This window comes from Rossellomorea aquimaris TF-12 (assembly GCF_001648555.1).
Lineage (GTDB): Bacteria > Bacillota > Bacilli > Bacillales > Bacillaceae_B > Rossellomorea > Rossellomorea aquimaris.
In genome coordinates this window covers 54,801-67,608 of record NZ_LQXM01000021.1, presented here as the reverse complement: position 1 = coordinate 67,608, position 12,808 = coordinate 54,801, and the positions used below count along the sequence as shown (strand labels likewise).

At 36.3% G+C, this 12,808-nt stretch carries 10 protein-coding genes; 9 read left to right on the top strand and 1 reads right to left on the bottom strand.

Annotated features, from left to right (window positions below; genetic code table 11):
* Positions 1-282 precede the first annotated feature (282 nt).
* From dinG to IQI_RS03895, 9 genes are all read left to right on the top strand, one after another.
* The gene (dinG, locus tag IQI_RS03930; RefSeq protein ID WP_064091054.1) at positions 283-3,081 is read left to right on the top strand and encodes an ATP-dependent DNA helicase DinG; all 2,799 of its coding nucleotides are present in this window, start codon (positions 283-285) and stop codon (positions 3,079-3,081) included.
* 79 nt (positions 3,082-3,160) lie between these two features.
* Positions 3,161-4,003 (top strand): ComEC/Rec2 family competence protein, encoded by an 843-nt coding sequence (locus tag IQI_RS03925; protein ID WP_064091055.1) that lies wholly within the window; start codon positions 3,161-3,163, stop codon positions 4,001-4,003.
* A 185-nt stretch (positions 4,004-4,188) separates the two neighbouring features.
* A complete protein-coding gene (locus tag IQI_RS20120) occupies positions 4,189-4,359 on the top strand; it encodes a YpmA family protein (RefSeq protein ID WP_064498961.1) in 171 nt (56 codons plus the stop codon).
* Positions 4,360-4,371: 12 nt separating this feature from the next.
* Positions 4,372-4,848, top strand: coding sequence for a cell wall elongation regulator TseB-like domain-containing protein (locus tag IQI_RS03920; RefSeq protein ID WP_064091430.1), 477 nt, complete (start codon positions 4,372-4,374; stop codon positions 4,846-4,848).
* Positions 4,849-4,866: 18 nt separating this feature from the next.
* Positions 4,867-6,057, top strand: a complete 1,191-nt coding sequence (locus IQI_RS03915) for a pyridoxal phosphate-dependent aminotransferase (protein WP_064091429.1) — start codon at positions 4,867-4,869, stop codon at positions 6,055-6,057.
* Positions 6,058-6,213: 156 nt separating this feature from the next.
* On the top strand, positions 6,214-7,506 hold the full coding sequence (gene asnS / locus IQI_RS03910) for an asparagine--tRNA ligase (protein ID WP_156509832.1): 1,293 nt from the start codon (positions 6,214-6,216) through the stop codon (positions 7,504-7,506).
* A 182-nt stretch (positions 7,507-7,688) separates the two neighbouring features.
* The gene (locus tag IQI_RS03905; RefSeq protein WP_064091427.1) at positions 7,689-8,396 is read left to right on the top strand and encodes a DnaD domain-containing protein; all 708 of its coding nucleotides are present in this window, start codon (positions 7,689-7,691) and stop codon (positions 8,394-8,396) included.
* A 332-nt stretch (positions 8,397-8,728) separates the two neighbouring features.
* A complete protein-coding gene (gene nth, locus IQI_RS03900) occupies positions 8,729-9,385 on the top strand; it encodes an endonuclease III (RefSeq protein WP_064091426.1) in 657 nt (218 codons plus the stop codon).
* The gene (locus IQI_RS03895; protein ID WP_064091425.1) at positions 9,382-9,915 is read left to right on the top strand and encodes a YpoC family protein; all 534 of its coding nucleotides are present in this window, start codon (positions 9,382-9,384) and stop codon (positions 9,913-9,915) included. The genes nth and IQI_RS03895 overlap by 4 nt, the downstream gene beginning before the upstream one ends.
* Before the next feature lie 121 nt (positions 9,916-10,036).
* On the opposite strand, the gene IQI_RS03890 is transcribed toward IQI_RS03895, so the two are convergent.
* Positions 10,037-12,733: a penicillin-binding protein 1A gene (locus IQI_RS03890; protein WP_064091424.1), complete on the bottom strand. Its 2,697-nt coding sequence runs from the start codon at positions 12,731-12,733 to the stop codon at positions 10,037-10,039.
* Between the last annotated feature and the right edge of the window lie 75 nt (positions 12,734-12,808).

Sequence of the window (12,808 nt, the reverse complement as noted above, 5' to 3'; positions counted from 1 at the left end):
GGAGCGGAAAGGAACGTTCAAGTTCTGTTTCTACCACTCATCAAAAACACGAGTTATTTTTCTAAAGTTATGCTAATGGGGAAGGCCCCTAAGAAGAGCAGCAAACCACCTTCCCATCGATCTATATTATATAGGCACAACTTAGACGAAATCGCCTTTTTTAATTATTGGAAGGTATTTTGTTCTTTCTAGCTCTTCTAAATTGTATTATGGTACACTTATTTAGAAATCATAAAGAATAAGAGAGAATATTGAAGGATTTAAATTAAAGGCAGTGAAAATATGTTACCTTTTAAACTTGTAGTAATAGACCTAGAAACGACTGGAAATTCCCCTAAAAAAGGGGAAAAAATAATACAATTATCGGCGGTGATCATTGAAGGTGGAAAAATCATTGACCAATTTACATCCTTTGTATGCCCAGGTAAGACTATTCCTCCCTTTATCGAGGAATTGACGGGAATCAATGATGAAATGGTAAAAGATGCTCCTGCTTTTCATGAGATCGCTCCAAAAATATTAGAGATTTTGAATAATGGTGTATTTGTAGCTCATAATGTTCAATTTGATTTGTCTTTTCTTCAGGGAGAATTAGAGGAAGCAGGTTATAATCCATTTTCAGGTCCTGCATTTGACACGGTTGAATTAGCGAAAATTGTACTACCTTCAGCAGATAGCTTTAAATTAACGGAGCTCTCATCTTCATTATCGTTAAGTCATGTAAAGCCTCATCAGGCTGATAGTGACGCATATGTAACAGCAGAACTTATTCTCTATTTTATTCAAGAGCTAACGAACTTACCTCTCGTTACGTTAGAAAAGCTTCAACAGCTCTCAAACTATTTGAAAAGTGATCTTTCTTTGTTATTCGATGAGATTGTGAACGAAAAGCAAAAACATGTTGAGGATTTACCAATAGCATTAGAAGTTTATAGAGGCATTGCTCTTCGTAAAAAACATTCATTTTCTCAAAAAAGAGAAAGCCATCATGATTTAGATTATGAGTTGGATGTTGAGGGAATGCTGGGTAAACATGTTCCTTTTTACGAGAAAAGAGAACAACAAATTGAAATGATGATGGAAATCCAACGTGCCTTTGAGCAATCACAACACATTGTAATTGAAGCAGGTACGGGAGTAGGAAAATCATTAGGCTATCTGTGGCCGTCAGTTATGTTTGCCCTCAGACGGAACGAAAGAATCGTAATCAGTACGTTTACCATTCAATTACAAGAACAATTGCTGAATAAAGAAATCAAATTACTTGAAAAAATTAGTCCTGTACCTTTCAAAACCGTATTGTTAAAGGGAAAAAATCATTACATAAATTTGTTTAAATTTGAACAGTCCTTACGTGAAACTGAAACTCAATATGATGTCGTACTGACTAAAATGCAAATTCTTGTATGGCTAACAAAGACGGAGTCTGGGGATTTGGATGAACTAAATTTAACCTCGGGTGGACAATTATTTTGGAATCGACTTCGCCATGATGGTTGGCATTTACCACATAATAAGGATCCCTGGGTAAACAAGGACTTCTATTTGTATGCAAGAAAGAATGCTCAAGAAGCTGATATCATACTTACAAATCATTCAATGCTCCTTACAGATATTGCAAAGGAGAGGAGTATGCTTCCAAGCTTTGATTATTTAGTGATTGACGAAGCCCATCATTTAGAGAAATCCGCACGACAGCATCTTGGGATCATGATGGATTATCTATCCATTAAATTTAGTACATCTCAATTGGGAACTCTTGATCAGAAACAGTTATATTACAAACTAAATGAGTTTGTTGAAAAATATTCCGTTGAAAACAAAACACATTCTTTTGAGCTGGACTCTTCGATTCATCAATTTTATATTGATTTGGAAGAAGCGATAGCCGTTCTGACGAGTATATTTTATAAAAAAGCAAAAAAGAGAACAGGTGCTCAAAAGATTCAACTAAGGATTTCAGAAGAAATCAGAAGAAGCAGTTTTTGGCAGCCTGTACAAATGGCCATGGAAAGAGTCATCTCTGGTATGAAGTTAATAGAAAAAGAATTTTATGGCATATTAGACACCATCAAGGATAAAAAAATAAAGATTCAAGATAAGGAAAAAGCATTATTAGAGGAATTTTACAGCTTTTTAGAAGAGTGGAAAGAATTACGCTTGAATTTCCACTACATTTTCCTAGGAGAGATAAACAACCATGTTTTTTGGCTTGATGGAGACACAAGGTCCTTACCTAACAGCTTAACTCTTCAGGCTCAACCTATTTCAGTTGACGAAAAGTTGCAGATGGAGATTTTCAACAAGAAGAAAAGTGTTGTTTTAACTTCAGCTACTTTAACAGTAAGCGGTTCATTTAAATACTTCTTAAATGAAGTGGGACTAGTTGACCGGAATGTAAAACATTTACAATTAACTTCACCATTTAATTATAATGAGATCTCTAGGCTTTTTGTCCCGAATGATGTGCCTGAAATTCAGCAGGTTCACAACGACGAATATGTTGAATCCATTAGCTCTCATCTCATTGGAGTTGCCCAAGCTACAAAAGGAAGAATGCTTATTTTGTTTACTTCATATGACATGTTAAGGAAAACATACGAACTGATGAAAGAGAGTGGTTTACTAGAGGAGTATGTACTAATGGCTCAGGGGATAACCTCTGGAAGTAGAACTCGATTAACAAAGAACTTTCAGCGATTCGATAAAGCCATTCTTTTTGGAACGAGTAGCTTTTGGGAAGGGGTAGACATTCCTGGTGAGGATCTATCTTGTCTTGCATTGGTAAGGTTACCTTTTACTCCACCAGATGAGCCGGTCACTCAAGCGAAATCAGAAATACTTAAGTCACAGGGGAAAAACCCTTTTTCATCACATTCATTACCTGAAGCGATTATTCGCTTTAAACAAGGAGTAGGCAGGCTTATTAGAAGAAGCAGTGACCGGGGAATCGTAATCGTATATGACCGAAGAGTCGTCACAACAAAATACGGTAATGCATTTTTAAAATCAATTCCTTCCATGCAAGTGAAAGAAGGGAATTTATTAGAATTGATACAATGGATTGATGATTGGCTTTAACTCTAAAAACTTAAGTGATAAATTTTTTCTCTTTAACACAACCTAATGAAGGTAGATGTGAATACTGGAGGAAAATGTTATGAGAGTGGTCATTTCAACAATACTCATTTTTTTCATAGTAATTTCAAGCACTATGGGTATGAAAATACCTCAAGTTAATTTGAATGTGTCCCATGATGAATATGCCATTACCTTTCTCCCTTTAAAAAGAGGGGAAGTAGCTATGCTTCATTTGGGGTCTGGAGAAAATTATTTAATTAATACTGGCCCAATGGCAGAATATGATCAATTGCTATATTACTTAAAACAGATCAATATTAGTACATTTTCTGGCATTATAATCACTGAAGATCGAGAATATCATCCCGATTCAATTTTGAAGTTGAATAAAATTTTTTCAATCAATAATGTCATAATGGCATCTTCATTAGCAAAATCAATAAAGCAAAATGATGGAATAAAGGTTACACCTATACTGGAAAATCAGTCATTTTCATTATCAAATGAGTTATCAATTGAAGTGATACATGAAGGAAACGAAGTGAGAGAAGGATTGGATTTTTCTATTACATTTTTTCATCATCGATTTCTTTGGCTAAGCTCCCAGTCGTTGCACTCCGAAAATGTACTGTTAAAAAAGAAATTGGGGAGTGTAAATATCGTTAAGATACCTATCCATTCTAAAACAGAGAGCATTTCGAATCGACTATTAATGCATATCGATCCCCAGACTGCTGTGCTTTATCGTTCGAAAGAAAAACTATTGAATGGTGACACATTGGAAGCCATAAATGAAGCCTGGATTGATCTATATCTAACTGGTCAACACGGGTTAATTTCAATTAAATTTAATCAAAGTAATTATGAAGTGATTACGTTTGATCAAGAAGATGTATTTAATAAAGAGACATTTTCTAATTAACTTCCCAACCATTTGGCTGACAACTTGTCAGTCTTTTCTATGAAGGAAATAATCTTTAGTTTTTGAGTTTCAACCTACCAAAAACAGCATCATTGTTGTTATAATGTGTATAGTGTTTAGGATGGTCACCTTATATATTCAACGTAGCATTGTCGGGTTTGGCTCGTAGGAAAGGGAGGAATAAGATGGACAGTAAGATTGAGATACTATCTACAGTTCGTATTGACTATACGGACAATTTATATAAAATAGTAGATGCATTAAATAGAACATTAAAAAAAGATGATTATATGTTTGGTTTGGCGTTAGATCCGGAAGATCAAAATCAAGCAATTTTAACAATTTATCGTACATAAAGAGTGATTTAAATGAAAAAATGGCTAACAATTATTACTATTTTACTGCTTATTGTTTTTGTGTCAGCCTCAGTTATTCTTTACAAAGTAGCCCGATCACCTTTGAATAAAGATATGGAACAAGCAATGGAGAGAGTGAAGGAAGAAACTTCAATAGTAAATGTAGAAAATACCAGTTTTTATAATGGCTCAAAACCTTACGTTGTTATTACTGGTAAGGATGATAAAGGTGAAAAGGCCATCGCCTTTGTCCCAAATAAAAATGGTAAAATTATTGAGGAAAAATGGGCAGATGGTATTACGAAAAATGAAGCGATCAATAAACTAAATGATGAAAAGCAACCAAAGGAACTGCTTTCCATAAGACTTGGTCATGAATCTGTCGGTCCCGTATGGGAAATCACATATTTAGATAAGAACGATCATTTGAATTATTATTACATTCTCTTTTCAAATGGAGAGTGGTGGAGAAAGATTGAAAACCTATAATCTTTGGGAGGAACTTGCATGAAATTTTCATTAGCAGAAAGAGTCAGTGCATTAACACCATCTACAACTTTAGCCATAACTGCTAAAGCTAAAGAAATGAAAGCACAAGGTATTGATGTGATTGGATTAGGGGCAGGGGAACCTGACTTCAATACTCCAGAACATATCATCAAAGCTGCATATGATTCAATGACGGAAGGGCATACAAAATACACTCCAGCAGGTGGATTAGCAAAGCTGAAAGAAGCGATTATCGAGAAGTTTAAGACTGACCAAAACATATCGTATTCTCCATCTGAAATCATTGTGACGAGTGGAGCAAAGCATGCCCTTTACACATTGTTTCAAGTTTTATTAAATGATAGTGATGAAGTTATCATCCCAACTCCATATTGGGTTAGTTATCCAGAACAGGTGAAGCTAGCTGGAGGCACCCCTGTTATAGTAGAGGGAAAAGAAGATAATTCTTATAAAATCACTCCAAACCAATTAAGAGATGTCATTACAGATAGAACAAAAGCAGTCATTCTAAACTCTCCAAGTAACCCAACAGGAATGCTCTATTCCGTTGAAGAATTAAAAGCAATTGGGGAAGTATGTGTAGAGAAAAACATTCTTATTGTTTCGGATGAGATTTATGAGAAGTTAGTCTATGATAACAATGCACACACATCCATTGCGGAAGTATCACAACAGTTTAAAGAACAAACTATTGTGATAAACGGAGTGTCTAAGTCCCATTCTATGACAGGATGGAGAATAGGGTATGCAGCAGGTGATGCTTCAATCATTAAAGCAATGACAAACCTGGCAAGTCATTCCACATCAAATCCAACTACAACCTCTCAATATGGTGCAGTCGCAGCCTATTTAGGCGATCAACAGCCGGTTGAAGAGATGAGAAAAGCATTTGAAGAGCGTTTGAATATTGTGTTTGACAAATTAAACAGCATTCCTGGTTTTCATTGCTTGAAACCTCAAGGAGCATTTTATTTATTCCCTAATGTATCAAAGGCAGCCAATATGACAGGATACGATAATGTGGATGACTTTACTAAAGCATTATTAGCGGAAGCGAAGGTAGCGGTCATTCCTGGGTCAGGTTTTGGTTCAGACGATAATATTCGTCTTTCTTATGCAACAAGTCTGGATGCATTAGAACAGGCTATAGAAAGAATCCATGAATTTGTAGTAAGTAAAAGTAAATAATTCCAATAACGCAGACCGGTTAATTAAGTATCGGTCTGCTTTTTTCCTAAGTATTATGCTCGTTTTGCTCTATCTATTGCGGCGAGATAACTGTAAATGTATAATAATAACGATACATAATGTAAAGTGTCTTAGTTTTTTTGGAGGGAAAAAATAATGAAAACGACTATATCTCAAGTAAGTAAATTTGTTGGCCAGGAAGTAACCATGGGTGCTTGGCTTGCTAATAAACGTTCAAGTGGAAAAATTGCTTTTCTTCAACTTCGTGATGGTACCGGATTTATTCAAGGTGTCGTGGTGAAAAGTGAAGTAGAAGAAGAAATGTTTCAAAAAGCTAAATCACTAACTCAAGAAACTTCTTTATATGTAACAGGAGTAGTGTCAGAGGATTCTCGTTCACCATTTGGATACGAACTACAAGTGAAAAGCATTGAAGTCATTCACGAAGCAGTAGACTATCCAATCACACCAAAAGAGCATGGTACAGAGTTCCTTATGGACCATCGTCATCTATGGCTTCGTTCTCGTAAGCAGCATGCAGTGATGAAAATTCGAAATGAAATTATTCGTGCAACATATGAATTTTTTAATCAAGAAGGCTTTGTAAAGGTAGATCCACCAATCCTAACAGGAAGTGCGCCAGAAGGAACTACCGAGCTATTTGCTACTAAGTATTTTGAAGAGGATGCTTATCTTTCACAAAGTGGACAACTTTATATGGAAGCAGCAGCAATGGCACTAGGAAAGGTATTTTCTTTTGGTCCAACCTTCAGAGCAGAGAAGTCAAAAACTCGTCGTCATTTAATTGAATTTTGGATGATTGAGCCTGAGATGGCTTTCTATGATTTCAAAGATAATTTAGAGGTTCAAGAGCAATATGTTTCTTACATTATTCAAGCCGTTTTAGAAAATTGTAAGCTTGAATTGGAACGTTTAGAAAGAGATACTTCGAAGTTAGAACAAATGAAAGCACCTTTCCCACGTATTACGTACGATGAAGCCATTAAATTATTACATGAAAAAGGGTTTGAAGATATTGAGTGGGGAGATGATTTCGGAGCACCACATGAAACAGCGATAGCCGAAAGCTATGATAAGCCAGTGTTTATCACTCATTATCCAACGTCTCTGAAACCGTTCTATATGCAGCCTGACCCTGATCGTGATGATGTTGTCCTTTGTGCAGATTTAATTGCACCTGAAGGGTATGGAGAGATTATTGGTGGTTCTGAGCGTATACATGACGCTGAACTAATGAAAAAACGTATAGAAGAGCATGAACTTGCTACTGATGCATATAAATGGTATTTAGAATTAAGAGAATATGGATCTGTTCCTCATTCAGGATTTGGCCTAGGCTTAGAAAGAACTGTTGCCTGGATTAGTGGAGTAGAACACGTTAGGGAAACGATTCCTTTCCCACGTCTGCTTAATCGCTTATACCCTTAAAAAGAAAAAGGAGCTGACGAACTTGCTTTTACAGCATTTTCGTCAGCCCTTTCTTTTATTTACAAGGTTCATCTCAAACCACTAGAAGACTTTGTGCCTTTTCTTGTTCCTTATTCTTCTAATACATTACCATGTCCACATATACATAAGCATGATATACTAGAAGGCGAGGTGTACAGAATATGGATTATAAACGTTTAATGGCTTCCTGGATTCAGGAAGGAACAGTAAGTATTCCACAATTATTATTATCAAATTACAATACATTAGGATTAAATGAATCAGAGTTTGTTTTACTTCTTCAAATATATGGTCATTTAGAAAAAGGTAATTATTTTCCGACTCCAGAAGAACTATCAGAAAATATGAGTATATCAACGGAGGTTTGTTCATCTATATTAAGGAAATTAATGCAACAACAGTTTCTATCGATTGATGAAGGATCATCGTCTGATGGTATATTGTTTGAGAAGTACTCTATTAGTCCACTTTGGGAAAAGCTTGCAGATTTTGTTATTCAAGATTCTAAGGTGAAGCAAACACAAAAAGCAATGGAAGAGGAAAAAGATATCTATACCACGTTTGAACAGGAATTTGGTCGTCCTCTTTCACCATTAGAATGTGAGACACTATCGATGTGGCTGGATCAAGACGAGCATAATGCTATCATTATTAAAGCGGCATTGAGAGAGGCTGTTATATCAGGTAAGTTGAACTTCAGGTATATTGACCGTATCTTATTTGAATGGAAGAAAAATGGTGTAAAAACGATAGAAGACGCCCGTAATCAAAGTCAGCGCTTTCGTCCTCATCAAAAAACTGCACCTTCTAACGATGATAATCAGAACAAAAGAAAATCGGTTCCTTTCTACAATTGGCTCGAACAATAAATCAAGAACTAGAGGGACTGACCCAAAATGTTATTGGGTTAGTCTTTTTATTTTGTTCTTGGAATTGCTGTTTTTAGGTAGATTCTTCTTTTGTGTGTAATTGGTTATTAATGTAAAACAGCTCGATTCTTTACAGTTTTGGATTGGATTGATGCACCTTCAATTCGGATTGACTCCCATGAAATCGGACCGATTTTAGCATTTTCCGGCTCGTTTTTTAACAAAACGGGCTCGATTATTAAAAGAATCATGGAGATTAATCTATAAAAGTTGATTGATGTCTTCATTCTTTTTAAAATAGTAGTAGAAGAGTTAAGAGAAGAGGGTAAATGATGTTAAATAGAAAACAAATTGACATTTGTTTAGATGAAATGAGAAAGATGTTTCCTAATGCACACTGTGAACTACGGCATGAAAATCCCTTTGAGCTAGTAATAGCCGTTCTTTTATCAGCTCAATGTACAGATGCATTAGTGAATAAAGTAACAAAGAGTTTATTCGAAAAATATAAGAAGCCTGAAGACTATCTAAATGTCACATTAGAAGAACTCCAACAGGATATTCGCTCAATTGGTTTATATCGAAATAAGGCAAAAAATATTCGTAGGCTTAGTGAAATGATATTAATGGAGCATGGTGGAACAGTACCACAAAGTCATGAAGATTTAGTAAAGTTACCTGGAGTTGGCAGGAAAACCGCAAATGTAGTGGTTTCTGTCGCATTTGGAGTGCCAGCTCTTGCTGTTGACACACATGTAGAAAGAGTAAGTAAAAGGCTGGGTATCTGTAAGTGGAAGGATAGTGTGTTAGAGGTCGAGAAAACCCTAATGAAAAAAATTCCTAAAGAAGAATGGTCCGAAACCCACCATCGATTGATTTTCTTTGGAAGATATCATTGCAAGGCACAGTCTCCACAATGTGATCGGTGTCCTTTATTAGATTTATGTCGTGAGGGCCAGAAGAGAATGAAAAAGAAGGAAAAAATATGAGTGGAATATCCATTGAGGTTCCAGAAGAAATCTTTGATGCTTATTTCTTTGCGGAAAAGAAAGTTACTTTAAGAAGCAGTCCAGAAAGAGATTTTCAATGGGAATACCCATATTTCGATTATGAAATTCAATATTACAACGGAGAAAGCCTTCCTTATGCGCCATGGAATGATATTGAACATGCAGTAAGTGCTATTCTATGTATGTGGAGAGAAGTAGAGGGAGAGCTTGCTACGTTACTAAAGGAACGCTCCAGTAAAGTAGAAATTGTAATGAAAAAAGGCATTGCCCTGTATTATATGTTGTTGTTTTGGAGTAACGCTAAGCCGGTGAAATTACATAATTGGATAGGTGAACTAGAGAACCTGCCTATTAAACCAGTTAACGTAAAAGACAGGTTATTATTTGTTAGGGAAAATATTCGTTTATATCATTCTTATATTCAACTCTCTCAATTGTTTGGAGAACACCATAAGCAATTTGCAAAATGTATTTCGTTAGAGAAATCATTAAGAAAGAATTCGTTTTAATGTAAGAATCTTATGTATTAATTTTAAAAAATCTTAAAAGAAATATGTTAAAAAACTGAATGATAAACAGCCTAAATGGAAAAAGGCAACAAGGAAAAATTCCCTTGTTGCCTTTTGTTTATTACTGATTTGTAGTGCTACTAGATGAACTCTGAGAGGATGAGGTAGAACCTCCATTGCTGGTGCTACCTTCAGTTTCGGTTCCAGTGCCAGTTCCAGTACCGTCTCCGGTACCAGAGCCATCCCCAGTACCATCTCCGGTTCCAGTTCCAGTACCGTCCCCAGTACCATCTCCGGTTCCAGTTCCATCACCAGTATCGGAGCTGTCATCTGTACCGTTGTCAGAACCTTCTTCATCGTTTGAATTGTCTTCTTCATTACCATTGCCGTTTCCATTGTTGCCTTCGTTTTCTTTATCTTTTTCCTTTTTTTCTTTATCCTTTGTTTTTACTTTCACATCAACTGTTGCGGGATCACTTCGTTGATTATCCGTAACCGCGACTACTTGGAATGTAAATGTTCCTTCAGAAGTTATATTTTCTACATTCAATCCTCTTTCCTTAGTAGTAGTGAGGACTTGCTTGCTTTCGCCATTGATTGAAACCGCCACTTCAAATTCAAGATTTTCGTCTTCTTTTTTCTTATCGTAATCCCATGTTAAAGTGATGGTTTTATCTTTTTTGTTGAATTTACCTTTAAGGTTCTTTGGTGCATCGATTTTATCGAACTCATCTGAGACCTTGGATGGTTCAGTTCCTTTTACGAACAGTTCAGTGATGATACGGTCGTCAGGAGTATAGTCGCTTGGTAATCTTGCTGGGTTACTTCCTAATTCAACCTTAGACTCAACTACACTTCCAGGCTTGTTAAAGTCAGGTGTTTCTACTCCATCATGAACATAGCTCATTAAGTCGCTGACAATATATTGTGAAATTCTTCGGTCAGTAGGTGTTAAGCTATATTTCGTTTGTTTATCGTATCCTGTCCAGACTGCAGCAGTATAATTAGTTGTATAGCCAACAAACCATGAGTCAGGGGCATTTGCTTTAGGGATACCATATTTTTCACGATCTTTCTGAGAATAGTTGGTTGTTCCAGATTTACCGGCCATAGGCAGACCAGGTACTTTAGCGTAAACGCCAGTTCCTCTAGGATGATCAATGACGCTTTGCAGCATGTCAGAAATCATGTAGGCTGTATATTCTTTCATAGCCGGTTTAGGTTTCACATCATTCTTGATTTCGGTTTCACCGTCGCGAAGGACGACTTTTTTAACTGTATGAGGCTTTGTATAAATCCCTTCATTACCAAAGGCAGAGTATGCTCCGGCCATTTGAACGGTGTTTACACCAGGAGATACCCCTCCAATTGAAGCAGCTTCAAAATAATGGTCGAATTTTAATCCTAATCCATTTACAAATTCTTCAGCTTTTTCAGGGCCCACTTCTTGGAACGCTTTTAACGCTGTGATATTACGGGAATCCCAGAGTGCTTCTCTTGTTGTGATAGGGCCTTTAAACTTCCCATCGTAGTTATTAATTTCATCACCATTTGAATATTTGTAAGGCTCATCATCTAAGATGTGATAAGTTGACCATTTTAAATACTCGATTGCTGGTCCATAATCAATCAATGGTTTGATTGTTGACCCAGGCTGACGTTTGCTATCTATGGCAAAATTAAATCCACGCTGTACATTTGGGTCTTGCTCGCGGCCGCCGCCGATCGCTCGAATTTCACCTGTTTTTGTATCAAGGAGGGTAATTCCAGCTTGCATAGGCTCTTCGTTCTCTGGGTAAGCAAACGAAATGTTTTCACCAGCTAAAATTTCTTCCACGCGCTTCTGAGCATTTGTGTCTAACGTTGTATATACTTTTAAACCGTCAGAAAACAGATTATAATCTCCAAGCTTTTGAACTTCATCTAGGACTGCATCTACGAATGCTGGATATTTATTTCCATTTTCTTTTTCACGTTGTTCTTTCGATACTAGTCCTTCTGCAATCGGAACTTGTTGTGCTTGCTCTTTTTCTTTCTCCGAAATCTTTCCGTGCTGTACCATTAGTGATAAAACGATGTTTCGTCTTTTTTCTGCTTTTTCCGGATAATCAAATGGATTATAATTATTCGGGCTCTGAGGCATACCGGCAATCATGGCTGCTTCATGAAGTTTAATATCTTTGATGTCTTTTCCATAATAATAATCGGCAGCTGTTGCCATCCCATGGATACCATCAGACATATACACTTTATTAAAATACATTTCGAAAATTTCTTCTTTTGTATATTCTTGCTCTAATTTTAGAGCTAACCATGCTTCTTGAGCTTTTCTTTTTAAGGTTTTATCCTGACTGAGGAAAGAACCCTTAATGACCTGTTGTGTTATGGTAGATGCCCCTTCAGAGCCAAATCCATGAGTTACGTTTGCAATAACTGCTCCACCTAATCGAATGAGATCAATCCCGTTATGCTTATAGAATCGATTGTCCTCTGTGGCCAATACGGCATCTTGCATGATTTGAGGAATATCATCAAAATTGGCATATTCTCTATTTTCTTTTCCAACGGTAGTAATTAATTCACCGTTCATATCATATATTTCCGAAGCGATTGGGTCCTTTAATAGTTTTTCATCTAGCTTTGGAGCGGTTGATGCGTAGAAAGCAAATAATCCAGCGCCTGCTAACATCCCTATAATTCCAATTATAAATAATGATATAATGACACGTTTAAATAAATGGCCCTTTTTGCTCTTATTAGTGCTAGCTTTCTGTTGGGCTTGGCGCTTTTCTTCCCTTGACTTATATTGACCAGCCATATTATTTCCTCACTTTCAATCTTCTGTCTTTTTAGTATTGTCTAAGATAGAAATTATACTACTTTTCTCAAAAAA

Bases quoted from the DNA above. Each gene is read 5' to 3' on its own strand.
- dinG (WP_064091054.1), top strand. From the start codon at position 283: ATGTTACCTTTTAAACTTGTAGTAATAGACCTAGAAACGACTGGAAAT.
- IQI_RS03925 (WP_064091055.1), top strand. From the start codon at position 3,161: ATGAGAGTGGTCATTTCAACAATACTCATTTTTTTCATAGTAATTTCA.
- IQI_RS20120 (WP_064498961.1), top strand. From the start codon at position 4,189: ATGGACAGTAAGATTGAGATACTATCTACAGTTCGTATTGACTATACG.
- IQI_RS03920 (WP_064091430.1), top strand. From the start codon at position 4,372: ATGAAAAAATGGCTAACAATTATTACTATTTTACTGCTTATTGTTTTT.
- IQI_RS03915 (WP_064091429.1), top strand. From the start codon at position 4,867: ATGAAATTTTCATTAGCAGAAAGAGTCAGTGCATTAACACCATCTACA.
- asnS (WP_156509832.1), top strand. From the start codon at position 6,214: ATGAAAACGACTATATCTCAAGTAAGTAAATTTGTTGGCCAGGAAGTA.
- IQI_RS03905 (WP_064091427.1), top strand. From the start codon at position 7,689: ATGGATTATAAACGTTTAATGGCTTCCTGGATTCAGGAAGGAACAGTA.
- nth (WP_064091426.1), top strand. From the start codon at position 8,729: ATGTTAAATAGAAAACAAATTGACATTTGTTTAGATGAAATGAGAAAG.
- IQI_RS03895 (WP_064091425.1), top strand. From the start codon at position 9,382: ATGAGTGGAATATCCATTGAGGTTCCAGAAGAAATCTTTGATGCTTAT.
- IQI_RS03890 (WP_064091424.1), bottom strand. From the start codon at position 12,733: ATGGCTGGTCAATATAAGTCAAGGGAAGAAAAGCGCCAAGCCCAACAG.